General features: G+C 75.9%; 15 protein-coding genes. 7 read left to right on the plus strand and 8 right to left on the minus strand.

The genetic code is table 11. The features are described 5' to 3' along the window. The first annotated feature begins 160 nt into the window (after positions 1 to 160). The 5 genes from LC193_RS07840 to LC193_RS07860 all read left to right on the plus strand — a co-directional run bounded on the left by LC193_RS07840 (position 161) and on the right by LC193_RS07860 (position 10,658). The gene (locus LC193_RS07840) at positions 161 to 1,018 is read left to right on the plus strand and encodes an SCO6745 family protein (protein WP_404819369.1); all 858 of its coding nucleotides are present in this window, start codon (positions 161 to 163) and stop codon (positions 1,016 to 1,018) included. Between the two features lie 451 nt (positions 1,019 to 1,469). Continuing rightward, a complete protein-coding gene (locus tag LC193_RS07845) occupies positions 1,470 to 2,084 on the plus strand; it encodes a cysteine dioxygenase (RefSeq protein ID WP_226072844.1) in 615 nt (204 codons plus the stop codon). 2 nt (positions 2,085 to 2,086) lie between these two features. After that, positions 2,087 to 3,793 carry a non-ribosomal peptide synthetase gene (locus LC193_RS07850; protein ID WP_226072845.1) on the plus strand — a complete coding sequence of 569 codons (1,707 nt, stop codon included), beginning with the start codon at positions 2,087 to 2,089 and terminating at the stop codon, positions 3,791 to 3,793. Then, positions 3,790 to 9,921 (plus strand): condensation domain-containing protein, encoded by a 6,132-nt coding sequence (locus tag LC193_RS07855; protein ID WP_226072846.1) that lies wholly within the window; start codon positions 3,790 to 3,792, stop codon positions 9,919 to 9,921. The genes LC193_RS07850 and LC193_RS07855 overlap by 4 nt, the downstream gene beginning before the upstream one ends. Next, the gene (locus tag LC193_RS07860) at positions 9,918 to 10,658 is read left to right on the plus strand and encodes a thioesterase II family protein (protein WP_226072847.1); all 741 of its coding nucleotides are present in this window, start codon (positions 9,918 to 9,920) and stop codon (positions 10,656 to 10,658) included. The genes LC193_RS07855 and LC193_RS07860 overlap by 4 nt, the downstream gene beginning before the upstream one ends. A gap of 61 nt (positions 10,659 to 10,719) precedes the next feature. Here the strand turns inward: LC193_RS07860 and LC193_RS07865 are convergent, their stop codons facing one another. The 8 genes from LC193_RS07865 to LC193_RS07900 form a co-directional block, all read right to left on the minus strand. After that, positions 10,720 to 11,262, minus strand: coding sequence for a class I SAM-dependent DNA methyltransferase (locus LC193_RS07865; RefSeq protein WP_226072848.1), 543 nt, complete (start codon positions 11,260 to 11,262; stop codon positions 10,720 to 10,722). A 134-nt stretch (positions 11,263 to 11,396) separates the two neighbouring features. Beyond that, positions 11,397 to 13,904 (minus strand): ComEC/Rec2 family competence protein, encoded by a 2,508-nt coding sequence (locus LC193_RS07870; RefSeq protein WP_404819370.1) that lies wholly within the window; start codon positions 13,902 to 13,904, stop codon positions 11,397 to 11,399. After that, positions 13,891 to 14,616 (minus strand): ComEA family DNA-binding protein, encoded by a 726-nt coding sequence (locus LC193_RS07875; RefSeq protein WP_226072850.1) that lies wholly within the window; start codon positions 14,614 to 14,616, stop codon positions 13,891 to 13,893. Before LC193_RS07875 ends, LC193_RS07870 begins: the two co-directional genes overlap by 14 nt. An 859-nt stretch (positions 14,617 to 15,475) precedes the next feature. Next, a complete protein-coding gene (locus LC193_RS07880; protein ID WP_226072852.1) occupies positions 15,476 to 16,321 on the minus strand; it encodes a DegV family protein in 846 nt (281 codons plus the stop codon). Positions 16,322 to 16,455: 134 nt separating this feature from the next. Next, a complete protein-coding gene (locus tag LC193_RS07885; protein ID WP_226072854.1) occupies positions 16,456 to 17,250 on the minus strand; it encodes a hypothetical protein in 795 nt (264 codons plus the stop codon). Between the two features lie 128 nt (positions 17,251 to 17,378). Next, a complete protein-coding gene (leuS, locus tag LC193_RS07890; RefSeq protein WP_226072856.1) occupies positions 17,379 to 20,240 on the minus strand; it encodes a leucine--tRNA ligase in 2,862 nt (953 codons plus the stop codon). A gap of 213 nt (positions 20,241 to 20,453) precedes the next feature. After that, a complete protein-coding gene (locus LC193_RS07895) occupies positions 20,454 to 21,122 on the minus strand; it encodes a peptidoglycan recognition protein family protein (RefSeq protein ID WP_226072858.1) in 669 nt (222 codons plus the stop codon). A 157-nt stretch (positions 21,123 to 21,279) separates the two neighbouring features. Continuing rightward, complete coding sequence (locus tag LC193_RS07900) at positions 21,280 to 22,185, minus strand: lysozyme (RefSeq protein ID WP_226072860.1); 906 nt, start codon at positions 22,183 to 22,185, stop codon at positions 21,280 to 21,282. A 676-nt stretch (positions 22,186 to 22,861) separates the two neighbouring features. On the opposite strand from LC193_RS07900, the gene LC193_RS07905 reads away from it, so the two are divergent. Beyond that, positions 22,862 to 24,511 (plus strand): ABC-F family ATP-binding cassette domain-containing protein, encoded by a 1,650-nt coding sequence (locus LC193_RS07905; protein ID WP_226072862.1) that lies wholly within the window; start codon positions 22,862 to 22,864, stop codon positions 24,509 to 24,511. A gap of 161 nt (positions 24,512 to 24,672) precedes the next feature. Then, positions 24,673 to 26,313: an ABC-F family ATP-binding cassette domain-containing protein gene (locus tag LC193_RS07910; protein WP_226072864.1), complete on the plus strand. Its 1,641-nt coding sequence runs from the start codon at positions 24,673 to 24,675 to the stop codon at positions 26,311 to 26,313. Positions 26,314 to 26,316 lie beyond the last annotated feature (3 nt).

Consider the following 26,316-nt stretch of genomic DNA (forward strand, 5'->3'; position numbering starts at 1 on the left):
TGTCGAACGGCTCTACCGATGACTTGATCAAGGTGGCTCACTGCTGCCACGAATTGGCCCACCACACTGCACGCTTCCCCGTCGGGACGCCCTTCAAGCCCATCAATTTTTCTTGCAGGCGCCGTTGACACCCTCCCGAATCCCGCCCTAGCATCGAAATATGATCAGCGATTCGATCCCCCAGATTGCTTCGCGTTTTCAGCAGGTGGGAAACCCCGTTCACCTGCTCTGCTATTTCGCCCCCGAGGTCGATCAGGAATTCACTTCCGCAGGACTCGAGTCCGGGCACATGGGGTACTTCGCCGGCCGCGCCGCCGCACTCGGCCGCGCATCGGCCGCCGCGGTGGCAGCCACGTTCTACAACTTCAACCCCGCTCTCATCGCCCGTCACCTCCCCAGGGCGTGGGACCTGGCCTCACCCGAGCGCGTGATCGAGGCCCGGCTGACCGCCGTGGACCGCGCGCTGCGCCGCGTGCTCGGTGACGAGGTGGTGAAGAGTCCCGAGGTCGCCGAGGCCGCCGGGCTCGCCAGGGCCGCCGCCGAGGCGTGCTCCCCCGAGGGCAGGCCCCTGTACGCCGCGCACGCCGAGCTGCCGTGGCCCCAGGAGCCGCACATGGTGCTGTGGCACGCCATCACGCTGCTGCGCGAGCACCGCGGCGACGGCCATGTCGCCGCGCTCGTCGGGCACGGTCTCGGCGCCGTCGCGGCGCTGATCACCGACGTCGCGACGGGCAGGAGCCTCATGGGCGCCGCGCAGGTGCGCGCGCACCGCGACTGGTCGGAACAGGACTGGGACGCGGAGGTGGCGGCACTCACGGAAGCGGGTGTCCTGGACGCGTCCGGCCGGCTGACCGAAGCGGGCACGCTGCTGCGCTCCCGCATCGAGGAGACGACCGACGTCGCCGCCGCCGCCCCCTACCGCGCGTTGGGGGCCGAGCGGGCGGAGCGGCTGATCGAGCTGTGCGCGCCGCTGCGCGACGCCGTGGACGCCTCGGGAGAACTGCCGAGCAACGGCTGACCCCGTACCCACCGCACGGACCCCACGCACCGGTGGCGCCCGCCGGCCCCCGGTGCCCGCGTGAAAGGAGGTACCGGCGCGCCGCCCGCCAGGCGCCCGCTCGTGCACCTTCCGCTCGTTCCCCATCCCGCCTCCCAACCCGCCTCCCAACCCGCCTCGTCAGGTCGCCGGCTCCGGACCGCCATCCGGATGTCCGGCGTGCCCGGCGCGGCAGACGTACTCGATTCCCCATCTCTTCTTCGCCGCGCATCCGCCGAAGACCGCCGCGAGAGCGTCCGGCCCGTGCGGCGGACCCGCCGCCGGGCCGCTCCCGGCCGGGCGCTCGCGGACGGCGCGCACCCGCGGGGCGGTCCGCCCCTGCCGGCCGCCGCACTCGACGCGCGGCGCGGCCCCCGTACAGCACGCGCGTTCCCCCACCTCGCCATACGACCCCCTCATCAGGGAGTGACCCATGGACGTCACCGCGCTCATCGATACGGTCTCGCGGACCAGGAGCCAGGCTGATGAGCTGACCCAGCAGGAGATCATCGGGCGGCTCTCCGCCGCGCTCACCGAGTTCACCACGTCGGCGGAGAACCAGCACTTCGCCGAGGAGTACCACCCCAGCGGGAACTACACGCGGCTGCTGCTGAACTCCCCGCGGGACGCCTACCAGATCGTCCTGGTGTTCTGGGGCCCCGGCCAGGGGAGCCCGATACACGACCACGACGACACGATCGGCGCGGTCAGCGCGCTCACCGGTGAGACGAAGGAGATCAAGTACCTCGTCACCGGCCACGTGGGGGAGCACGTCGAACTGGCCGAGGCCAGCAGGTTCACCATCGCGCCGGGGCGGATCACACCGATCCTGCCCGAGGACGCCAAGCAGCTGCACCTGATGGTGAACGAGGAGAAGCAGTGGGCGGCCACCGTCCACGTCTACCTGAGCGCGATCCAGCGCTACCGGCAGTACGAGGCCGCGCCGGGCGGCGCCTTCCACGCGACCGAGACCCGGCTGTGGTTCGACGAGTGGGAGGTCGGACGCCGGATGCCCGCGCGGACCTCGGGCGTCCGCGGGGAGGAGTAGCGATGGACCTGCTGGACGCCGTGGCGCACCAGGTGCGCCGGGCTCCTGACGCGGTCGCGCTGACCGACCACCTGGGCACCCGGCTGACCTACGCGGAGCTCGACTCCCGCGCCCGGACGGCCGCGGGCGCCCTGGCCGCGCGCGGCGTGCGCCCCGGGGACCGGGTCGGGCTGGTACTGCCCCGCGCCGCGGACCTGTTCGTGCTCGAACTCGCCGTCCTGCTCGCCGGGGCCTGCTTCACGCCGCTCGACCTGGCCCAGCCGCCGGAGCGCTTACGCCTGCTGCTCGGCCGCGCCGCGCCGGCGCTGCTGGTCACCGAGGACGAGGAACTGGCGCGCGCCGGCGGCGTTCCCGCCGTCCGGCCCGGGGCGCTGCTGGCCGGTCGTGGGCCCGCCCCGCGCGATCCGGGCGCCGGGCCGCACGACCCCGCGTACTGCCTGTTCACCTCGGGCTCGACGGGCCCGCCGGTGGGCACCCTCATCAGCCGTTCCGCGATGGACACCTACGTCGCCGCGTACGCCCGGCTCGTCGGCGCCTCGCCGCGCGAGCGCGGGGCGCAGATCGGGTCGCCCGGCTTCGACGTCACCATCGACGAGCTGTGGCCGTTCCTGGGCGCGGGCGCGTCCGTGCACATCGCGTCGGACTCCGACCGCTCCTCGCCCCGCGCGCTCGTGGACTGGCTGCGCGCCCACCGCATCACCCAGACCTACGTCCCCCCGCTGCTGCTTGAGGCGATATTCCGCCTCGACGCCGCGGACCTGGGCGAGCTGCGGCTCATCCGCACCGGGGGCGAACGCCTGGCCGCCTACCCGCCGCCCGGGTTCCCCAGTCGCGTCCTCAACGAGTACGGGCCGACCGAGACCGTCGCGGGCGCGGTGTTCTGCGACGTGTCCGCGTGGCCCGACCGCGGCATCCTGCCGCCGATCGGAACGCCGCTGCCGCACATCAGGGCCAGTGTCAGGGACCGCGAGGGAAGGCCGGTCGTCCCTGGCACCCCGGGCGAGCTGTACCTGGGCGGCCCGACGGTCGGGATCGGCTACCTCGGGGACGAGGCGCGCACCGCGCGCAAGTTCGTCCGGGTGGACGGCGAACGCTGCTTCCGCACCGGCGACCTGGTCCGCGAACTGCCCTCGGGCGACCTGGAGTTCCTGCGCCGCCTCGACGACCAGGTGCAGCTGTTCGGCAAGCGCGTCGAACCGGGCGAGGTGGAGAGCGCCGCGGCCACCCACCCCGCGGTCCGCCGGGCCGCCGTGGTCGCCCCGACGGACGGCGCGGGCCGGGCGGACCGGCTGGTGTGCTTCGTGGAGTGGCACCCGGGGCACGCGGACGCCGACGCCGCGCGCCTGCGCGCCCACCTGGCCGGGCTGCTGCCCGACCACCTGGTGCCCGCCGAGACGCACACCGTCGACCGGCTGCCCACGACACCCGCGGGCAAGGTCGACCGCCGGGCGCTGCTGCGCCTGCGGTCCGCTCCCGCCGCCCCGGCACCGACCCCGCAGGCGCTCGTGGAGGTGTGGGAACGCGTCCTGGGCGTCACCGGCCTCGGCGTCGACTCCGACTTCTTCCTGCACGGCGGTGACTCGGCGCGGGCGGTGACCGCCGTCACCGAGGTCGGGCTGCGGCTGGGCCTGCGGATCGCCGCGCGCGACGTGTTCGTGCACCCCACCCCTGCTGAGCTGGCCAAGCGACTGGCGGAGGACACACGATGAGCCCGAGTCCCGTGCTCGACATGGTCACGACCACGGCGGCGGCCCGCCCGGGGGCGACGGCCATCGTCCAGGGCGACCGGTCGCTGACCTACGGCGAACTGATGGCGGCCGTGCCCCGGTTCGCCGGGGCGCTGGCCGGCGCGGGCGTGCCGCCCGGCGGGCACGTGCTGCTCGTTCTGGACAACCGGCCCGAGTTCGCGGTCGCCTACTTCGCCACGGCGGCGGCGGGCTGCACGGTGGAGGCCATCGACCCCGACCAGCCGGAGGAGCTGCTGCGGCGGCGCCTGTCCGCCGGCCGCCCGGCCGCGGTGGTCACCACGGCGGGCCACCCGGTGGGCGCGCTCACCGACGTTCCCGTCCTGACCGTGGACGGCCCGCTCCCCGCCGGCCCGCGGGACGAACGGGCGGGGACGGACGGCCCGTGGGTGACCGCCCTGTCCTCCGGCAGCACGGGCGAGCCCAAGCGCGTCGTCCGCACCCAGGCCCACCAGGTCGCGGAGGCGGGCAACATCACCGCGAAGGCGCGCATCACCCCGGAGGACGTCCTGCTCTGCCCGGTGCCGCTGTTCCACGCGCTCGGGCAGTTCTGCTGCCTGCTGGCGGCGGTGCGCTCGGGCGCCACCCTGGTGCTGCCCGAGCGCGGCTCGGGCGTGTCCTCGGTGGACGCCGTGGTGGGGGCGCTCGCCCGGCACCGCGTGACGCTGCTGATCGCCGTGCCCCAACTGTTCGACGCCCTGGCCGACCTGCCGCCCGACACCCGCGCGGAACTGGGCGCGGTGCGCCTGTGCCTCTCCGGCAGCAACTTCCTCGACCCGGCCGTGGCACGGCGCTTCGAGACCCGGTTCGGGCTTCCCGTGCGCCAGACCTACGGGAGCACGGAGGCGGGCAGCGTCTGCTGGGACGTCGGCGACCCGCCCTCCCCCGGCACCGTCGGCACACCGCTGCCCGGCACGCGGGTCCGCGTGGTCGGCGCGGACGGCGAACCCCTGCCGCCGGGCGCGACGGGCGAGATCGTGGTGTCGGGCCCGGCCGTGGTCGACGACCTCGGGCGCGACCACCACCGCACCGGCGACCTGGGCAGGCTCGACGGGCACGGCAGGCTGACCGTCGTCGGACGGTCCCGCGTGCTGATCGACACCGGCGGGCACAAGGTCAACCCGGTCGAGGTCGAACGCGTGCTCGCGGACCACCCGCTGGTGGCCGACGCGGGCGTGGCCGGCGTTCCCCTGCCCGGGCGCGGCACGCTGCTCGTGGCGGCCGTGCGCCCGCGCGAGGGCGCGCGGGCGGAGCCGGCCGACCTGCTCGCGCACTGCGCGCGGCGCCTGCCGTCCCACGCGGTGCCGCGACGGGTGCGCGCGGTGGCCGAGGTGCCGCGCACCCCGTTGGGCAAGGTCCGCCGCGCGGAACTCGCCGCCCTGCTCGCCGACGAGCCGGACGGGGGCGCCCCCGGGGCGCGCGAACGCCTCGCGGCGCTCCCCGCGCACCTGCGGTCCGCCGAGGTCGGCGACCACCTGCGGCTGCGGGTGGCCGAGGTGACCGGAACGGCGCTCGCGGCCGTGCGCCCCGACGCCCCGCTGCGCGCGGCGGGCGTGGACTCGCTGGCCGCGGTGCGGCTGCGGATGGCCGTGCACGGGGAACTGGGCGTGCGGCTGCCCCTGCCCGCCCTGCTCGGCACCCGCGCGCTGACGGAACTCGCCGACGAACTGGCCGAACGGCTCGACCTGCCGGCCGACGGCACCGCGCCGGTCCCGCGCGGGCCGGTCGAGGGCGAGTTCCCGCTCGCGCCCAACCAGATGTCCCTGTGGCACGCCGAACACCTCGACCTGGGCGGCTCCGCCTACGTCCTGGCGTTCGCCGCCCGCCTGCCGGGCGGCTGCGACGCGGAGGCGCTGCGGCGGGCGTGGACCGCCCTGGCCCACCGGCATCCGGTGCTGCGCACCACCTTCCCCCTGCGCGAGGGCACCCCGGTCCAGCACGTGGCCGCCGGGGCCCAGGTGGACTTCGCGGTCGTGCCGATGTCCGGGGCGCGGGGCGGCACGCGGCGCGAGGAGCTGATCCGCTCGGCGTTCGAGCCCTTCGACCTGGCCGCGCGGCCACCGCTGCGCGTTCGCCTGTGGACCGCGCCCTCCGAGGACCCGGTGCTCGTGGTGTCCCAGCACCACCTGATCACCGACCACTGGTCCACGCTCACCCTGCTGCGGGAACTGGCGACGCTGTACGCGGCGGAACGCGACGGGACCGAGGCCTACCTGCCCGCCCCGGCACACGGCTACTCCGACTTCGCGACGTGGGCGCTCGCGCGGGCCCGCACGCCCCTGGGCGCCGCGGACACCGCGTACTGGACGGAACGGCTGACGCCCCCGCCGCCGCCCGCCGGGCTCCCCACCGACCGGCCCCGTCCTGTGGTGCGCGGGCAGCGCGGCTCGACCCTGCGCAGGGACCTGTCCCCGACGCGGGTCGCCGACGTCCGCGCGTACGCGCGCGCCGCGGGGACGAGCCCGTTCGCCGTGCTGCTCGCGGTGTTCCACGTGCTGCTGCACGCCTGCACCGGACGCGAGGACAGCGCGGTCGGGGTGAACACCGTCAACCGCGAACGGCCCGAATTCGCCGACGTGCTCGGCTATTTCGCCAACCCCGTGGTGCACCGGGTCCGGCTGTCGCCCGACCGGACGTTCCCGGCCCTGCTCGGGTCGGTGACCGAGGCGCTGCACGCGGGGCTCGAACACGGCGCCGTCACCTTCGAGCACCTGCTGGGGCCGCTCGGCGTGCCCCGCGACCGCGGCAGGACCCCGCTGGTCGAGGTCGGCTTCGGGCAGAACACCGCACACGACCCCGCGCTGAGCGCGGTGGGCGCGCTGCTGTCCGCCGACCGGGACGGGGAGCGCGTCGACCTGGGCCCGCTGACCATGGAAACGGTCGCGCTGCGCCGCACGGGAGCCGTCTACGACCTGGCCGGCGCGGTCTTCGAGGGGGAGAACTCGATCTCCGTGGTCTGGGAGTACGACGCGGACCTGTTCAGCAGGGCGACGGTGCGCCGACTGGCGGCCCGGTTCGAGATCCTGGTCGACACCCTGCTCGCCACGCCGGACGCGCGCCTCGGCGCCCTCTCCGCGCTGGCGCCGCGCGGCAGCGGGCGCGCCGCCGCGCACCCGGGGGAGCCGGTCACCGACCGCGTGCGGCGCTGGAGCAAGACGGCTCCCGAGGCCCCGGCGGTCCTCGACGGCACGCGGACCACGAGCTACGGCGATCTCGACCGGCTCGCGGACCTGGTGGCGGGCGCGCTCGTCGCGCGCGCCGACCTCGCCCCCGGCTCGGTCGTGGCCGTGCGGGCCGAGAGCGCCGCCGAGCTGGCCGCCGCGTGTCTCGGCGTGCTGCGCGCCGGCCTGGTCTGCGCCCCCGCCACCGCGGCGGACGACGCGGGCCGTGCCGCCCCGGACGCCGCCCCGGACGCCGAACCGGCCTCCGAACTGGCCGAGGTCGGGGCGTCCGCCCTGGTCGACATGACGGAGGCGGCGGACGTCCCCGGCACGCCGGTGGTGCGCGTCGCGGACGCGTCGGTGCCCCCGGCGGAACGTCCCGTCGGCCCCGAGGCGCCCGCCCTGGTCGTGCGCACCAGCGGCACCACCGGGGTCCGGCGCCCGATGGTGCTCGCACACCGGGCGCTCGCGCGCGCGGTGCGCGACGACGAACGGGGCGAGGTGCTGATCGCGCGGGGCGCGACCGACCGGCTCGCGTTCGACCTGCTCACCACCCTCGCGGCGGGCAACACCGCCGTGCCCCTCTCCCCCACCGCGCGGCTGGCCGGGCTGGCCGGCGGTCGGCCGGCCGCCTCGGCCGCCGTCACACCCACAGAACTGGCCGACCTCGTCGCGCGCCTGGACGCGGACGGCGGCGCCCCGGCCGTGCGGATGCTGGTCGTCAGCGGCGAGACACTCGGTCAGGAACTCGTGCGGCGCTGGCGCGCCCACGCCCCGGACGTCCGGCTCGTACACGCGTACGGCGGCGCCGAGTGGGGGCCCGCGGTGTCCAGGGAAGAGGTGCCGACCGGCCGGATCGACCGTTACGCGCAGCCGTTCCCCGGGCTCGTCCCCGTCGGCAGGCCGCCCGCGGACTCGGCGCTGTGCGTGCTGGACGCGTGGGGCCGCGCCTGCCCCGCGGGCGTGCCAGGGGAGATCTGCGTCGACGCCCGCGAGGCGTCGACGCCGCTCGGCGCGGCACCCGGGGCTCCCTCGATCCCACACCCGCTCGTGCGCAACACCCGCGTGCGGCGGACGGGCGACGCGGGCGTCCTCCTCCAGGACGGACGGCTGGTCGTCCTCGGCCGGGTCGCGGAGATCCATTCCCCGAACGGCTACCACCGCGACCCGGCACGGGTCGAGGACGTGCTGCGCCGCCACCCAGCCGTCCGCACGGCCACGGTCCCCGGAGACGGCCGAACGGCGATGGTGGAGACGGACGGGACCGTGGCCGAGGGCGAACTGATGGAGCTGCTGCGCCGTGAGGCCCCCGCCCACCTGCTGCCCGAACGGCTGCTGTGCCTGCGGCACACGCCGAGGACACCCGACGGCAAGGCCGCGCGGCGGCTGCCGGAGCCCGCAGCCGCCGCGCCCCGGGCGGCGGAAGGCGCGGACACCGGGGCGGCGGAGGCCATGACGGAGGTCGAGGCGGCGCTGGCCGGGGTCTGGCGCGAAGTCCTCGGCGTCGAACGGGTCGGCCCCGACGACGACTACTACGCCCTGGGCGGCGACTCGGTGCAGGCGGTGCGGATCGCCACGAAGGCGGCCGAGAAAGGACTGCGGGTCACCCGGCGGCACCTGTTCACCCACCCCACCGTCCGGTCGCTTGCCCGGGTCACCACCTCGGCCGCCGGCTCGGCCACGGTGCGCAGGAGTTTCGCCCGGCGCAGGTCGATCCCGCTGGCCCCGGCGCAGCGCTGGTTCTTCGCGCTGGCCCTGCCCGACGCCGGCCACTGGAACCAGTCGGTGGCGGTGCGGGTGCCGCGTTCCCTGTCCTCGGACGGGCTGCTGGCCGCCGTCCGGGCGGTCGCCGACCACCACGGTGTGCTGCGCCACCGCTTCCGCGGCCAGGGCGCGGACTGGAAGCAGGTCGGCGACCCGACGGCGGAGACCGTCGCGATCGAGGAGGTGTCGGCCGCCGACGGGGACCTCCCGGCCGCGATCGACCGGGCGCGGCGCGGTCTCGACATCGCCGCCGGGCCCCTGCTGCGCGCCACGCTCATCGACGACGGGTCGGGCGGGCGCCACCTGGTCCTCACAGCGCACCACCTCGTCGTGGACGTGCTGTCGTGGGGCGTACTGCTCGACGACCTGCGCGCGGCCGGCTCCCAGCTCGCGGCGGGGGAGCCCGTCACACTGCCGCCTGTGCCCACCCCGTACGACGAGTGGGCGCGTTCGGCGCCGGGGCACGGCGCCGCCCCCGCCGAGGGGGACGCGGTGGCGGACCCGGGCCCGCCGCCGACGACCTACGAGAGCGGCACCCGGGTCGCCGAGCGCACGTTCGACGCCGAACGCACCGCCGCCCTGCTCGGCGGACTGCGGGACCTGGGCGCGCACCCCGCCGACGCCGTGCTGGCCGCGGCGGCCGGTGCGGCCGGTGCCGCCCTCGGCCGCCGCGAGGTCCAGGTCGTGATGGAGACGCACGGCCGCGAGGAGGAAGCGGACGGCGACGCGGACCTGTCGCGGACGGTGGGCTGGTTCACGGCGCTGGTTCCCGTGCGCATCGAGACCGGACCAGACTTTCCGCCGCGCGCGGTGCTCGACAGCGCCCGCGCGGCCCGTTCGCGCGGTGCCGGGTTCGCCGGCCCGGGGCGCGCGTGGGTGAGTGTGAACTACCTGGGCAACCTCGGCACCCTGTTCGCGGGTGGCGCGGGGGCGGGCGACGACGACTTCGCGGCAGTCCCGCTGCCCTACCCGGGGGACCGCGGCCCGGACAACCCCAGGCCGTTCCACTGGGAGTTCAGCGCCTTCACGCGGGGCGGCGAGCTGACGCTGCGACTGGCGCACGCGGGGGAGGCGGACCAGGCGGAACGCCTGCTCGACACCGCGGAGGACTGGCTGCGCGCCCTCGCCGACCACCTGGGCACGGCACAGCGAGAGGAGCAGCGGTGAGCGGGAACTGGCTGGTGGACCTCGTGCCCGCCCGGCGTCCGGGGCGGGTGGCGTACCTCTTCCCGCATGCCGGCGCGGGGGTGAGCGCGGTGCTCGCCCTGGGCCGGGCCCTGGCGCCCGACCCGCATCCGGTGGCGGTCCGCCTGCCCGGCAGGGAGGCACTGCTCGACGATCCCCCGATCGCCGACCTGCCGGCCGTGGCCGAGCGGCTGGCCCACGCCATCCGCGCCCACGCGAACGGGGACCCGATCATCCTCTGCGGCCACTCGTCAGGAGCGGTGCTGGCCTACGAGACGGCCCGCGCCCTGGCGCCGGAGACCGCCGTCCTGCTCGCGGCCTCGGCGCAGCAGGCACCGGGAACGGCCGTCCGCACGGCCGCCGGATGCTGGGACCGCCCGGACGAGGAGTTCTTCGCGCAGGTGGTCACCGACGGCTACCTGCCCGCCGAACTGCTCGACGCCCCCGACGTGTTGGAAATGGTGGCCCCCGCGTTGCGCGCGGACTACCGGGCCACGCACGAATACCTCACCGGTACGGCGGCGTGGACACCCCTGGCGTCCCCGATCCTCACCGTCCGCGGCACGGAGGACCTGACCGTCTCCGAGGAGGACATCGCGGCGTGGTCGGCGCTGACGACCGGCGGTCGCACGAACGCCCTCATCGATGACGCGGGGCACAACCTGCTGCGCGACCGGCCCGCCGAGCTGGCCGACGCGCTGCGCCGCGCGCTGCCCTGACCGCCCGGCCGCGCCTCCCGCGCGGCCGGGCATCCCAGAAACGGGGGCCGGGGGTCGGCGGTCAGGGCTTGCGGTGCACGGAAACGGCGTACGCCCCGCCCTCGTAGGGCTCCCGCGACCAGGTCGCGTACCGCGCTTCGAGGGTGAGGCCCGCCGCCCGGCAGTGCTCGTCGTAGTCGTCCAGCGTGTAGCCGCGATCGAGGGAGAAGCCCGCGACGAGGCGCCCGGCGGCTCGCACGTGCGCCGCCGCCCCGCCCACCAGGGCCGGTTCCGTGCCGGGCGGGGTGAACAGGGGCACGTTGCCCGCCATCACCACGACGTCGAACGACTCCCCCAGGGCGAGGCCGACCAGGTCCCGCTGGTACCAGCGGAGGTCAGGGGCCAGGCGCCTGGCCGTGGCCAGCATCGACGCGTCGGCGTCCACGCCCGCCACGGCGATCCCGTGGCGGGCCAGCTCAATCGCCACGCGCCCGGTGCCGCAGCCGGCGTCGAGCACGGTGGCGGGCGCGAAGGAGCGGACCAGCGCGGCCTCCCCATGGACGTCCTCCCCCTCGGCAGCGATGCGGTCGAACCGGGCCTGGTAATCGTCACCGTTCCACGTCATGCGATCACCGTGACACACCCGCCGCGCCGATCACAGACCCCCTTCCCGGCCCCGCCGCCCACGCCCGGCGTCCCATCCCGTCCGTACGGCCCGCCCCGGTGGGCCCTCCCTTCTCGGCCTCGGCCGCCGCCTCCTCACGCGCCCCGCCGGGCGTGGCCGCGGGGGCCGCCGGGGGTCTCGGTCACGGCCAGGGGGCCGTGGGTGTCGGTGCGCAGGACGGCCGCGCCGACGGAGCTGAGGGCGGCGAGGGTGCGCGGGGCCGGATGCCCGTAGCGGTTGTCCTCGCCGCAGCTGATCAGCGCGATCCTGGGACGCAACCGCGCCAGCAGCGGCGGATGCTGGGCCGCCGAACCGTGGTGCGCCACCTTCAGCACGTCCACCCGCGGCAGGCCGGGGTGGCGGGCCAGGAGGCGCTGCTGCGCCAAAGGCTCCAGGTCACCGGGCAGGAAGACGGTGAGGCCGCCGACGCGCACCAGCAACGTCACGCTGCTGTCGTTGGCCCCGAGCCCGCCGGTCCGCGCGTCCTCAGGAGGCCACAGCACCTCCCAGCTCAGCCCCTCCCCCACCCGGTACCGCTCGCCGGGGACCGCGACCCGCACCGGAATCCCGGCCTCGTCCGTCACCCGTGTGACGAAAGCGGCCTGCTCCACGGGCTCCCGCACCCCCGAGGTCCGCACCGCGTCCACCGCACGACCGCGCAGCACACCCGGCAACCCGCCGACATGGTCGGCGTGAAAATGCGTGAGCACCAGCAGCGGAACGTGCCGCACACCGAGCCCGTGCAGACACCGGTCGACAGCCCCAGGCTCCGGGCCGGCGTCGATCACCACGGCCCGACCGGGCCCGGCCGCGAGCACGAGCGCGTCCCCCTGACCGACGTCGCAGGCCACGACCCGCCAGCCCGGCGGCGGCCAGCCGGTCAGGAGCCGGGTCAGGGGCGGCGGCCTGAGCACGGCCAGCAGGATCAGCAGCGCGCACGCCGCCGCGACCCACGGCCGACCCGGAATCCGCCGTACGACCGGCACGCAGACGAGCGTCGCCCCGGCCAGCAGCGCCGCGCCCCACCAGCCGCCCGGCCAGCTCGACTCGGCTCCCGGCAGGGCCGCCCCGGTCCTGGCGACGGCCGCGATCCAGCGCACCGGCCACCCGGCGAGGCCCACGAGCGCCTCGGCGGGTCCCGGTGCCAGGGGCGCCAGGGCCATCGCGGCCCAGCCCAGCACGATCACCGGGGCGACGGCGGGCCCGGCGAGCAGGTTGCAGGGCACGGCCACCAGGCTGGTGCTCGCGGCGAACACCGTGACCACCGGCGCGCACACGATGTGCGCGGCCAGGGCCGCGGCCAGGGCCTCCGCGAGCCACGCGGGCACGCGGCGGCGACGCAGCGCGTCCGCCCAGGGCTGTGCGAGGATCAGCAGCGCGCCGGTCGCGAGCACCGAGAGCAGGAACCCGAACGACCTGGCCAGTTCTGGCCGGTACAGCACCAGCAGGAGTACCCCGGCCGCGAGCGCGGGCAGCAGCGTGCGGCGCCTGCCGGTGGCGAGGGCCAGGAGCGCGATGCCCGCGCAGGCGGCGGCCCGCAGCACGCTGGGATCGGGTCGGCACACGAGGACGAACGCCGCCACCAGCACGCCGCCCAGTACGGCCGTCGGCCGCAGGGGTATGCCCAGCCGTGCGGCGAGGCCGCGCCGTTCCGCCAGGGACGCGGTGCCCTGCCTGCCCAGCAGCACCCCGAGCACGATCGCCACCTGGCTGCCGCTGACGGCCACCAGGTGGGTGAGCCCGCTGGCCTCAACGGCCTCGTGCAGGTCGGCGGGGACGCGCGAGTCGTCCCCGATGACCAGCGCGGGCAGCAGCGTGGCGGCGTCGCCGGGCAGGCCGGAGGCCGCCTCCCTGAGCCCGGCGCGCAGCCGCCCCGCGAACCGGTGCCGCGCGTCCGGCTCCTGTGTCACCCGCGGCGGCCCCGACTCGCGCACGCGGAGCACGGCCGCCAGCTCCCACGTCCGGCCGGGCATCGGCGGCACGACGCGGGCGGCGACGTCGAGTCGGGCCGACGGCAGCAACGACAGCCAGGCGTCCGGCCGTTCGGCGTGGACGACCAGCAGAACGCGGTCGGTGAGCGCCCGTTCGCCGCCGTCAGCCGAGCGCAGCCGCGTGACCTCGGCCGGCAGGAGCACCGGGCGCCGCGCCTGTCCCGCGGTGCCCGGCCGCTCCCGGGGGCGCGTCGGGTCGCCGGTGACCCGGACCTCGACCCGCACCCGTTCCCCCGTGAGGCCGGGCAGGGGCCCGGCCCGCGCGGCGGCCCCGTGCAACCCGGCCACCGTGCCCCCGGCCGCCCCGCAGAGCAGGGCCGCGGCCACCGCCACGGCCAGCGGACGGGACCGGCCGTGCGCCGCCGCCCACCACAGGGCGCCGCCTGCGGCCGTCAGGCAGCAGACGGTGCCCAGGACGACGGACCGCCCCGGCGCGGTCAGCGCCACGGCCGCCGCCGCCCAGGCCGCGGCGGCGGGCAGCACGAGGCGCAGGTCGGCGGGCCACGGGCGGGCGGAAGGCGGCACCGCCCGCGCGCCGGTGCCGGCCGTGCGCCGCCGGGCCGGGCCGGCCGACGGGGCGGCGGGCGCGGGCGCGCGGTCAGGGGGTGACACGGTCCCTCAACTCCGCCAGCCGCCGTTCCCCGATGCCGGTGACCTCGCCCAGTTGCTCGACGGAGGTGAACGCGCCCCGCTCCGTCCGGTAGGCCACGATCCGCCCGGCCAGGACGGGGCCGACACCCGGCAGGTCCTGCAACTGCTCCGCCGTGGCGGTGTTCAGGCTGATCGGGGCCCCGGGGGTGCTCGCGCCGGGCGCGCCGGTCGGGGGCGGGGCCGCCTGCGGCTCGCCCCCGACCAGCACTTGTTCACCGTCGACGAGGACCCGGGCGCGGTTGATGCCGTCGGCCGCGTCGCCCGGGGCGCCGCCGGCGGCCTCGATCGCGTCGGACACGCGCGCCCCGGCGGGCAGCGTGTACACCCCTGGCTCCCGTACCTCGCCCGCCACGTCGACGACGACGCCAGGGGACGAGGCAGCCGGTGGGTCCGGCGGCGCCGCGGGGTCGCCCTCGGCGGCGCCGGGCGGCGCCGCCGAGGAGGCCGCGGGCTCGGCCGGGCGCGCCGTCGTCCCGGCGGCGGCCTGCTCGACGGCGGCCACCTGCCGGGGTCGGCCCGACCACCAGTGGTGGACGGCGAAGCCGGTGGCGACGAGCAGCACCACGCACAGTGCGGCGACGGCGCGTGGCTCAAGTCCGCAGCGGAGCCGGCACCAGGACGGCAGCCGCTCCCCCAGTGCCAGCCGTGCCCGCCGCCGCCAGGGCAGCGGCACGCCCGGCGGCTCCCGGCCGCCGTAAGCCGCCTCGGCCGCCTCGGCCGCCTCGGCCGCCTCGGCCGCGTCACCCGCCGCCGGTGCCGGCTCTCGCGCGGCCGGTACCGGCGGATCGGCCGGGACCGGTGGTTGCGCCCGGGTCGGTGGGTCTGCCTGCGGCGATGGGTCTGCCCGGGGCAGCGGCCCGGCGGTCCCGTCCGGGAACAGCGCCGCGGCGCGGCTGCGTGCCGCATCGGTGCGTGCGGCCCGGGTGCGGACCAGTCGGCTGTGCGGGGCCCGGCGGCCGGGCCCGGTGCCGCCCCGGCGGCCGGGGCCTGGACCGGCTTTGGCACGGCGGTGTGCTCGCGTCTCCATGACTACGGAGAGTAGTCACGCGGCGTGGAGGTCGGCGGCCCGCGGGGAAATCTGTGGATGACCGGGGCGTTGTGGATAAGTCCGTCACTCGTGCGAGTGAGGCGACCGTCGGCCGCGCCGGGCCACTGCCCCTGCGGGCGGGCCCCGGCTCCGGCCGCGAACGTTCGCGCGGCCGCCGGGCGTTGGGCCCACCGGTCCACCGGCCCACCGGCCATCGCCGCACCGGCAGTGGCACCGGGCCACGCGGGTCGGCCACGCCGCACACGCCCGGCCGCAGACGAACAGACGAACAGACGGCCAGGACAGCCAGGACAGCCAGACGAACAGACGACAGGCCGACAGGACGGCCATGTGGACAGGCAGCCGGGCGAACAGACAGGCGGTGCGGCACACGGCCTCCCGGCCGATTCGGCCGACGCCGCGCCACCCGCCCGCCCCGGCCTGCGCCCCGCCACGCGCACCCGCGACGCCACGCGGACCGGACCCGCCGCGCCCGCCGCCGCGTTCAGTGCGGGGCGACGACCGCGCCGAGGAGTCCGGGTCCCGTGTGCGCGCCGAGCACGGCGCCCACCTCGCTCACGTGCAGGTCGACGAGCCCGGGCAGCCGGTCGCGCAGGCGCTGGGCGAGCTGCGCCGCGCGTTCCCCCGCCGCCAGGTGGTGCACGGCCACGTCGACGGGGCCCGAGCCCGCGTGCGCGACGGCGAGTTCTTCGAGCCTGGCGATGGCCCGCGACGCCGTCCTGACGCGTTCGAGCGGCTCGACCCGGCCCTCGGAGAGCCGCAGCAGCGGCTTCACCGCGAGCGCCGAGCCGAACAGCGCCTGCGCCGCGCCGATGCGGCCACCGCGCCGCAGGTGTTCGAGCGTGTCGACATAGAAATACGCGCGGGTGGCCTCCGCGCGCTTGACCGCCGCCGCGACCGCGTCGTCCGCCGTGCCGCCGGCCGCCGCGGTCTCCGCCGCCGCCAGCACGCTGAAGCCCAGGGCCATCGCGACCATCCCGCTGTCCACCACGCTGACCGGGACCGGCGCGCGGCGCGCGGCCACGACCGCGGCGTCGTACGTTCCCGAGATCTCCGAGGACAGGTGGAGGGAGACGACCCCTGCCGCGCCCGCGTCGGCCGCCGCGCGGTACGCGGCGGCGAACGCCTCGGGCGCGGGCCGCGAGGTCGTGACCGGCTGCCGCTGCTGCAACGCCTGTTCCAGTCGCCGCGCGGCCTCCTCGGTGCCGTCCTCGTACGCGGCCCCGCCGAGCACGACCGTCAGGGGAACGACGGTGAGCACGTGGCGGGCGACGGCCGGCGGCGGCAGGTAGGCCGTGGAATCCGTGACAATGGCGAGGGAACGGGACATGGCACGGAGACTAGCGGAGCGTGCTGCCATGGCCCCGGCCGCAGGTGACGGCCGGTGCCCGTGAACGGCCCGCGTCCGCCGGCGGGCCCGCGGGATGTCGGACGCCTCCGGACGGCGCCGGGCCCGGACGGGACCTACACCCCACCGGCGTCCCGGCGCCGGGGCCCTGGCTCCGGTTCCGCTTCGCGTCCGGTGCCCCACGGCATTCCGCCGGGGCCCTCGGCCCCGGCTCCGCCCAGTTCCCCTGCCGCCGCTCCCGGCTCACGCGGGCCCGGCGCCGCCGGCGCCTCCGCGGCACCTGGCGCCTCCCGGACACCCTGCGCCCCACGGGCCCCGGGCGGCTCCGGCACCGCGCGGGCGCCGTCGTTCGCGCCGCCGGAGCCCTCCACGGGCGCCCAGTGCCGCAGCGCGCTCGCCTCCATGTCGATGTGCTGGCGCAGCGTGTCGAACGCCTCCGCGTCGTGCCGCCTGGCCCGGTCCTGCGCGGCGAAACGCAGCGCCTCCGCGGAACGCTTGATGTCCTCGGCCCGCTTCCTCAGCTCCGGCAGGCCGGCGGATACGCGCGCCCGGGACGGTTCGCCCGACATCAGCGCGCCCATCTCGCCGTCCAGGTGCCGGTGATGCTCTTCGAGTTGGCGGAAGAGGGCCAGCGCCTCGCCCAGCGCCGGGTCGTCCGCCGAGCCGAGCCGCAGGGTGTTGCGCGTGCCCTCGATGCAGGCCCGCAGCTCCCTGCGGGTGCGCGCCAGCTCGCCCACCGGGCCCGGCTGCGCGGAACGCGCGGCCAGCGTGGCATCGCCGATCGTGCGGCGCACCTCACGCCCGGCGCGCTCGATGCCGCGTCTGGCGGCGCGCACGCCGCGTACCACCGCGAGCGCGAACACCGCGAACACCAGGAGCGACAGCCCCAGCAGGACGAAAGCTATCTCCATAAGTCCCCAGGGTAGGACGCCGCGCGCCGTTCGGGCCGCCACCGGACCGGAATCCGCCACCGGACCGCGGGCCGGGCGCGGCGGGAGCCGCGGCCCGCGGCGGTGTGTTCATGCTGGAACGCGCGTGATCACGCGGGAACGATGTTCACCAGCTTCGGAGCGCGCACGATCACCTTGCGGACGCCCGCGCCGCCCAGCGCGTCGACGACGGCCGGGGCGTTCATCGCCAGCGTCTCCAGTTCGCTCTCGGACACCTCGGGGGACACCTCAAGCCTGGCCCGCACCTTGCCCCGGATCTGCACCACGCACGTGACCGTCTCGTCGACCAGGTGGGCCGGGTCCGCGACGGGGAAGGGCGCGGCCGTCACGCTGCCCTCGTGCCCCAGCCGGTGCCACAGCTCCTCGGCGATGTGCGGCGCCAGCGGCGCGATCAGCAGCACCAGCGTCTCCGCCGCCGCGCGCGGCACGCGGTCCGCCTTGGTGACGTGGTTGTTCAGCTCGGTGATCTTGGCGATGGCGGTGTTGAAGCGCAGCTGGGCCAGGTCCTTGTCGACGCCGTCGATCGCCCTGTGCATGGCCCGCAGCGTCGCCTCGTCCGGCTCCTCGTCGACCACGGACACCTCGCCCGTGGCCTCGTCGAGCACGTTGCGCCACAGCCGTTGCAGCAGCCGGAACTGGCCGACCACCGCGCGCGTCTCCCACGGCCTCGACACGTCGAGCGGGCCCATCGCCATTTCGTAGAGGCGCAGGGTGTCCGCCCCGTACGCGGCGAAGATCTCGTCCGGGGACACCACGTTCTTCAGCGACTTGCCGATCTTGCCGAGCTCGCGGGACACGGGCTCGCCGGCGTGGTACCACGCGCCGTCGCGCTCCTCGACCTCGGCGGCGGGCACGGGGAAACCGCGGCTGTCGCGGTACACGTACGCCTGGATCATGCCCTGGTTGAACAGCTTGTGGTACGGCTCGGCCGAGGACACGTGCCCCAGGTCGAACAGCACCTTCTGCCAGAACCGCGCGTACAGCAGGTGCAGAACGGCGTGCTCCGCGCCGCCGATGTACAGGTCGACGCCGCCGGTGGGCGCGCCCTCGCGCGGGCCCATCCAGTAGCGCTCGATGTCCGGGTCGACCAGCTTCTCGTCGTTCGAGGGGTCGAGGTAGCGCAGCTGGTACCAGCAGGAACCGGCCCAGTTGGGCATGGTGTTGGTCTCGCGCCGGTACTTCTTCGGCCCGTCGCCCAGGTCGAGGGTGACGTTCACCCAGTCCTCGTTGCGCGACAGCGGCGTCTCCGGGCTGGTGTCGGCGTCCTCCGGGTCGAACGTGCGCGGCGCGTAGTCGTCGACCTCGGGCAGTTCGAGCGGCAGCATCGACTCCGGCAGCGCGTGCGCGACGCCGTCCTCGTCGTAGACGATCGGGAACGGCTCGCCCCAGTAGCGCTGGCGGCTGAACAGCCAGTCGCGCAGGCGGAAGTTCACCGTGCCCTCGCCGAGGCCCCGTTCGGCCAGCCAGGCGTTGATCCGCTCCTTCGCCGCGGCCACGTCCAGGCCGTCGAGCGACAGGCCCTCGGCGGACGAGCCCGCGAGCGCCGTGGAGTTGATGATTCGGGCGTCCTTCGCGTCGAACGACTCCTCCCACGTGGCGGGGTCGGTGCCGCGCCCGTCGGCCGGTTCGACGACGCAGCGCATCGGCAGGTCGAAGGCGCGCGCGAACGCGAAGTCCCTGCTGTCGTGCGCCGGAACGGCCATGATCGCGCCGGTGCCGTAGCCGAGCAGCACGTAGTCGGCGATGAACACGGGGATCTGCTCCCCGGTGGCCGGGTTGACGGCCCACGCGCCGGTGAAGACGCCGGTCTTCTCCCGCGTCTCGGCCTGGCGTTCGACGTCGGACTTGGCCGCGGCCTGCTTGCGGTAGGCGGCGACGGCGTCGGCCGGCGTGGCGTGCCCGCCGGTCCACGCCTGCCGCGTGCCCTCGGGCCAGGCGGCGGGGACGACGCCGTCGATCAGCGGGTGTTCGGGGGCCAGCACCATGTAGGTGGCGCCGAACAGGGTGTCCTGGCGCGTGGTGAAGACGGTGATCCGCTCACCGTCCGCCCCGGCCAGGGGGAAGTCCAGCCTGGCGCCCACGGAGCGGCCGATCCAGTTGCGCTGCTGCAACTTGATGGCCTCGGGCCAGTCGACCGTGTCCAGGTCGTTGATGAGGCGGTCGGCGTAGGCGGTGATGCGCATGTTCCACTGGCGCAGCTTCGCCTTGAACACGGGGAAGTTGCCGCGTTCCGAACGGCCGTCCGCCGTCACCTCCTCGTTGGCCAGCACGGTGCCGAGGCCGGGGCACCAGTTCACCGGCGCGTCCGAGGCGTAGGCCAGCCGGTGGCCGCTGAGCACGTCGGCGCGCTCGGCCGCGGTCAGCTCGGCCCAGGGCCGCCCGTCCGGGGTCGGCCGCGAGCCGTCCGCGAACTGCCGCACGAGTTCGGCGATCGGCCGGGCGCGCCCGGCCTCCGGGTCGTACCAGGAGTCGAAGATCTGGAGGAAGATCCACTGGGTCCAGCGGTAGTAGTCCGGATCGATGGTGGCGAACGAACGCCGCTGGTCGTAGCCGAGCCCCAGGCGGCGCAGCTGGGTGCGGTAGGTGCGGATGTTCGCCTCGGTCGACACCCGCGGGTGGGTCCCGGTCTGCACGGCGTACTGCTCCGCGGGCAGCCCGAAGGCGTCGAAGCCCAGGGTGTGCAGCACGTTGTGCCCGGTCATCCGCTGGTGGCGGGCGTAGACGTCGGTGGCGATGTAGCCAAGCGGGTGGCCCACGTGCAGCCCGGCGCCCGAGGGGTAGGGGAACATGTCCATGATGAACTTCGTGGGCCGCTGGGCGCGCCCCGAGTCGTCCGCCAGGTCCCCGGCCGGGTTGGGGGTCTCGTACGTGCCCTCGCGCTCCCAGTAGTCCTGCCAGCGTGCCTCGATGTCCGCGGCCAGGGCGGCGTCGTACCTGTGTGTCTCGCTCATCGTCCTCGAAGCTCCATCGATCGTCATCTGCCCCGCAATGAAAAAACCCCTCGCACAGGAGGGGTGGCCGCGCCGACGTCGCTCGTGGTCAGCGCGGCCGCGTAAGCAGAAGGCGTACAGCACGCATGGCCACAGGGTAGCGCACCCGCCCATACCACGGCCGGGCCGGGCCCCCGCGTGACCGCGCGCGGGGACCGGCGGCCGAAGGCCAGGTCAGGCGAGCGCCCCGGCCACTTCGTCGCGCAGGCGGGGCAGCATGTCGTGGAGGACGCCGGGGCACAGCGTGGAGCCGAAGTCCTTGTGGCCGTAGATCTCGGCCGAGGGGATGCCGTACTGGGCGCACACGAACGCGCACAGCCCCACCAGCACCTCCCACTGCGCGTCCGGGGGCGTGGCGCCGTCGTGGTAGGCGCCCTCGTTGGCGATGCCGATGCCCAGGTTGTTCTGTCCCGAGGTGTGCGACCCCAGCACGAATCCGGTGCCGCCGAGCAGGGTCTCCAGGCTCCGGTGCCGCCCCTCGGTGATCCAGCCGCCGCGGCTGACGAGGAAGTGGTAGCCGGTGTCGACCCAGCCGTTGTCGTCCATGTGCAGGTCCTGCACCCAGTGCGCGTGCGCGTGGGCCCGCTCGCGGGAGAAGTCCCGCGCGTTGTCGCTGACCGTGTGGTGCACGATGATCATGCTCGGCCGGTGGCGCAGCACGGAGATGGCGCCGTCCGGGGGGCGCGCGTTCCACTGGGCCGTCCCGTCGATGTCGGGTTCGACGGGCTGCGCCGCGCGGGCGTGGCCCGGGACGGCGACGGCGGCCGCCGCGGCGGCGGTGCCGGTGACGGCGGCGAGCAGGGTGCGGCGCCTGACCGGCCGGATCGAGAGGTCGCGGACCACGGGTGCTCCTTCGAGAACGGGGCGGAGCCGGCCGCCGTGGGCCGGCTCCGCCGCGAGCGTGGGGGTTTCTCGGGGCGTGGTGCTGCCCGGCCCCGCCGCTCCCCGCCCGGGCCGGCCGGGCGGGGGCGTCGCCGGGGCGACGGGGGGTGGCGCGGGGTCAGGGCGTGTTGTTGGCGAGGGCGAGCAGGCGGTCCCGCGAGCCGTTGAACTTGTTGCGGTCCACATCGCCCGAGATGCCGCTGACCCGGCCGGTGGCCGTGTACTGCCAGGCGGTCCAGGTCGGGAACCCGGCGGGGATGGTCGGGCTGCCCGTGGTCCAGTGGGCGACCCACAGCGGGGCCTTCGCGGACATGCCGGTCCAGTTGCCCGTGCAGGTGTTCCACCAGCTCGCCGTGGTGTAGATGACGATGTCCCGGGTGGTGCGGGACTTGTAGGTGGCGTGGAAGTCGTTGATCCAGTTCCGCATCTGGGTGGTGGACAGGCCGTAGCACTGCGCGCCGTAGGGGTTGTGCTCGATGTCGAGCACGCCGGGCAGCGTCAGGTTGTCACGGGACCAGGCTCCGCCGTTCGACGCGAAGTAGTTCGCCTGGACCGCGCCGCTCGACACATCGGGGCGGGCGAAGTGGTAGGCCCCGCGGATGACGCCGGCGGCGTGGGCCGCCGGGTAGTTGGTGTTGAACCGCGAGTCCTTGAAGTTCGTGCCCTCGGTGGCCTTCATCCAGGCGAACTGGATACCGGCGTTGCGCACGGAGGTCCAGTTGATCGAGCCCTGCCAGTGCGAGACGTCGATGCCCTGGACGCCGGTGGTGTCGAGCGGGACCGGCGCGTCGGCGGTCGGGTCCTCGCCCTCGTGGATGAGCGTTCCCGCACCCATGAACGCCTGCCCCGGCTCGATCGAGCCGATCGCGGGCCGGTTGCCCGCGCCGGCGGGGTTCTCGTCCGAGGGGGCCGCGCCCGCGGCCGACGGGGTGGTCAGCAGCAGGGCGATGACGGCCGTGAACACGCCGGTCACGAGGGCCGCTCGCCTGCGGAGCGCCGGGTGGGGGGATCTCGGGGAAAGCATCACTGACTCCTGGTACGTCGTGGACTGGGGGGACGGATCAGCAGCGTTTTGACGCGGTCACGTCATTAGTGACGCACGTAGACCCCGCCATCGGGAAGGGCTTCCGGGAGCCCTCTATGGTCTAACCCTGTGAAAAACAGATGCGCCTGCGGCGATGACACGCGGAAAAGATGAATTTTCACCTCTGAAGGCCCCCCGTGGGAGGACAGCCGGGCAGCGGCACGCGGGGTGCGGGCAGCCACTCGGGGCCCGTCGGCCTCGCACCCGGTCCACCGCGCGCCGGGCGCGGGCAAGCATGGGCAGGCGCGTGACGGAAACGGCGCGCCCCCGGCGCCCGGAAAGCGCGGCTTCCTGCGCCCGCGCCACGGCCTCACCCGAACGCGGGCACCCCGGCCGGCCGGTCCGCTCCCCGTCCTATTTCACGTGCGAACGCGGGGGCGGCCCCCTTAGCATGGAGGGCGCAGTCGGCCGGAAGGCCGGGAGCCGTTGACCGAGGAGACCAGACGTGGCGGGTGACGACGACATCTCCGGGTGATACCCGGGGCTGACCGGCCATGGGGAGGCGCGAGGCGCCGCCGTGGCCCGTTCGGCATGCCGTCCTCCTCGTTTCGCCCTTCCCTGCTCCGGTCGGCGGGCGGCCTTCGCTCACCCGCCTCGTCCCCGAGGTCTTCCTTCCATGTCCGACGCGTTCATCGTCTGCTCGCGGCTGTCCTTCTCCTGGCCCGACGACACCCCCGTCTTCCGCGACCTGTCCTTCACCGTCCCCGCCGGGCGCACCGGGCTCGTCGCGCCGAACGGCGCGGGCAAGAGCACCCTGCTCAAACTCATCGCCGGCGAGCTCAGGCCCACCCGGGGCAGCGTGTCCGTCGGCGGCGTCCTCGGGTACCTGCCCCAGCACCTGCCGCTCGCGACGGGCACGACGGTGGCCGAGGTGCTCGGCATCGCCCCGGTGATCCGGGCCCTGGACGCCATCGAGTCGGGGGACGCGAGCGAGGAGCACTTCGCCGCCGTCGGCGACGACTGGGACGTGGAGGAACGCACCCGCGCCCAGCTCGACCGGCTCGGGCTCGGCGGCCTCGCCCTCGACCGCCCCCTCGGCACGCTCAGCGGCGGGCAGATCGTGTCCCTCGGCCTCGCCGCCCAGCTGCTGAGGCGGCCGGACGTGCTGCTGCTCGACGAGCCGACCAACAACCTCGACCTCGACGCGCGCCTGCGGCTGTACGCGGCGCTCGACGACTGGCACGGCTGCCTCCTGCTGGTGGCCCACGACCGGGCGCTGCTCGACCGGATGGACCGCGTCGCGGAGCTGCACCCCGGCGAAGTCCGCCTGCACGGCGGCAACTTCACCGCCTACCAGGAGAACGTCAGGGCGGCGCGCGAGGTCGCGGAGCGCGCCATGCGCAGCGCCCGGCAGGACGTCAGGCGCGAGAAGCGCGAGATGCAGCAGGCCCGCGAGCGCGCGGAGCGCCGCGCGGGCAACGCCGCCCGCACCCTCGGCAGCGCGGGGCTGCCGCGCATCGTGGCCGGCGGGCTCAAGCGGAGCGCCCAGGAGTCAGCGGGCAAGGCGCGCGAGACGCATGCCGCGCGCGTCGAGGAGGCGAGGGCGCGGCTGGACGAGGCGAGCCGCGCGCTGCGCGAGGACGACAGGATCGTCGTCGAACTGCCGGACACGGCCGTGCCCGCGGGACGCGTGCTGTTCACCGGCGAGGGGCTGCGCGTGGCGCGCGGCGGGCACGCCCTGTTCGGGGAGCGAGGCGCGGGCCTGGCGATCCGCGGGCCCGAGCGCATCGCCCTGACCGGCCCGAACGGCGCGGGCAAGTCGACCCTGCTGCGGCTGATCAGCGGCGACCTCGACCCCGCGGCCGGCGAGGCGCGGCGCTTCGACGGCCGGATCGCGTACCTGTCCCAGCGGCTCGACCTGCTCGACCAGGACCGCACCGTCGCGGAGAACCTGGCCGCGTTCGCGCCCGGGGCCTCGGAGGACCGGCGCACGCGGCTCCTGGCCCGTTTCCTCTTCCGCGGCGACCGCAGGCACCTGCCGGTCGGCGTCCTGTCGGGCGGCGAGCGGCTGCGGGCCACGCTGGCCTGCGTGCTGTGCGCCGAGCCGGCCCCGCAGCTGCTGCTGCTCGACGAACCCACCAACAACCTCGACCTGGTGAGCGTCGCCCAGCTGGAGAGCGCGCTGGTCGCCTACCGGGGCGCGTTCGTGGTGGTCAGCCACGACGAGCACTTCCTCACCGCGATCGGCGTCGACCGGAGGCTGCGGCTGGCCGGGGGCGTGCTCGTCGACGAGCCCGTCGGCCCGGGCGGGCCCGGCGGCGCCTGACCCGCGGCCGGCCGGTCCCTCCCGGGGCCGGCCGGCCCGGGGACCGCGCCCGCACGACCCGTCGACCGCGTCGACCCCGCGCTGCTCGTCTCCTCGTCTCCTCGTCTCCTCGCCCCCTGCCCCGCCGCCGTGGCCGGCGGCCGAACCCCCTGGTGGTACCCGTGCACCCGACCGCTCTGACCGCCCACGACCTCGTCCGCCTCCTCGGAGCCCGCCGCGTGCTCGACGGCGTGAGCCTCACCGCCGCGCCCGGCCACCGCATCGGGCTGATCGGCGAGAACGGGGCCGGCAAGTCGACCCTGCTGCGGCTGCTCGCCGGCGCGGACCAGCCCGACGCGGGCACCGTCGAACGGCCCGCGCGCCTCGGCTATCTGCGTCAGGAGATGCCGTTCGACGGTTCCGCGACGATCGCCGACGTGCTGGACGACGCGCTGCGCGAGGCGCGTGCCGACCTCGCCGCGCTCGACCGGCTCGCCGGAGAACTGGCCGCCGCGCCGCAGGACTCGCCGGAGCACGCCGCCGCGCTCGCCGCCTACGGCGAGCGTCTTGAGCGCGCCGAGCGGCACGAGGTCTGGGACGCCGACCGGCGGGCCGGCGTCGTGCTCGCCGGGCTCGGACTCGGCGGCGTGCCGCACGCCCGGACGCTCGCGAGCCTGTCCGGCGGGCAGCGCGCCCGGCTCGCGCTGGCCGCGCTGCTCACCCGGCGGCCGGACGCGTTGCTGCTCGACGAGCCGACCAACCACCTCGACGACGATGCCGCGGCCTTCCTGGAAGGGCAGTTGCGCGCGTTCCCCGGCGTGCTGGTGGCGGCGAGCCACGACCGCGCGTTCCTCGACGCCGTCTGCACGGACATCGTCGACCTCGACCCGGCGCCAGGCGGCCCCACCCGGTACGGCGGCACCTACAGCGACTACCGGGTGCGGCAGCTCGCGGACCGCGAGCGGTGGCGGCGGCAGTACGCCGACGAGCAGGAGCGGATCACCGCACTCCGGCGCGCGGTCTCGGTGACCGCGCCCCGGGTCGCGCCCGGGCGTGCGCCCCGCGACAGCGAGCGCATGGGGTACGACCACAGCGGTGGCCGGGTGCAGAACCAGATCGCGCGCCGAGTGCGCAACGCCGCGCGCCGGCTCGCCGAGTTGGAACGCGCGCAGGTGCCCGAGCCTCCCGAGCCGTTGCGCCTGCGGACGGACGCGCTCACGGCCGAGGCCGGGGACGGCACGCTCGTGGCGCTGCGGCACGTCCGCGTCCCGGGCCGGCTCGCCGTCGACCGGCTGGACGTGCGGTCCACGGAACGCCTGCTGGTGACCGGCCGGAACGGGGCCGGCAAGTCGACGCTCCTCGCGGTCCTCGCCGGGCACCTCGCCGCGTCGGGCGAGGTCAGGCGGCGGCGCGGCCTCACGGTCGGCCTGCTCGCCCAGGACACCGCGTTCGGCCGGCCGGAGCGGACCGCCCGCGCCACCTACGAGCTGGCGCTCGGCCCCGAGCGCGCCGCCGCCGTTCCCCTGCGGACGCTCGGGCTGCTCGACGAGAGCGCCATGGACCGGGCCGTCGGGGAACTCTCCGTCGGCCAGCGCCGCCGACTGGCCCTGGCCCTGCTCGTGGCGCGCCCGCCGCAGCTGCTGCTCCTCGACGAGCCGACCAACCACCTGTCGCCCGCGCTGGCCGACGAGTTGACCGAGGCCCTGGGCCCCGGCCCCGGCGCCGTCGTGGTCACGGGGCACGACCGCAGACTGCGCGCCCGCTGGCAAGGAGCGCAGTTGGCGCTGTGCGCGCCCGGCGCACGCGCCGGGCGGCCCGGATAGGGT

This window comes from Streptomyces marincola, assembly GCF_020410765.1.
GTDB lineage: Bacteria > Actinomycetota > Actinomycetes > Streptomycetales > Streptomycetaceae > Streptomyces > Streptomyces marincola.

Coding starts and splice junctions, on each gene's coding strand:
- LC193_RS07840 (WP_404819369.1), top strand. CDS start 161: ATGATCAGCGATTCGATCCCCCAGATTGCTTCGCGTTTTCAGCAGGTG.
- LC193_RS07845 (WP_226072844.1), top strand. CDS start 1,470: ATGGACGTCACCGCGCTCATCGATACGGTCTCGCGGACCAGGAGCCAG.
- LC193_RS07850 (WP_226072845.1), top strand. CDS start 2,087: ATGGACCTGCTGGACGCCGTGGCGCACCAGGTGCGCCGGGCTCCTGAC.
- LC193_RS07855 (WP_226072846.1), top strand. CDS start 3,790: ATGAGCCCGAGTCCCGTGCTCGACATGGTCACGACCACGGCGGCGGCC.
- LC193_RS07865 (WP_226072848.1), bottom strand. CDS start 11,262: ATGACGTGGAACGGTGACGATTACCAGGCCCGGTTCGACCGCATCGCT.
- LC193_RS07880 (WP_226072852.1), bottom strand. CDS start 16,321: ATGTCCCGTTCCCTCGCCATTGTCACGGATTCCACGGCCTACCTGCCG.
- LC193_RS07885 (WP_226072854.1), bottom strand. CDS start 17,250: ATGGAGATAGCTTTCGTCCTGCTGGGGCTGTCGCTCCTGGTGTTCGCG.
- leuS (WP_226072856.1), bottom strand. CDS start 20,240: ATGAGCGAGACACACAGGTACGACGCCGCCCTGGCCGCGGACATCGAG.
- LC193_RS07900 (WP_226072860.1), bottom strand. CDS start 22,185: ATGCTTTCCCCGAGATCCCCCCACCCGGCGCTCCGCAGGCGAGCGGCC.
- LC193_RS07905 (WP_226072862.1), top strand. CDS start 22,862: ATGTCCGACGCGTTCATCGTCTGCTCGCGGCTGTCCTTCTCCTGGCCC.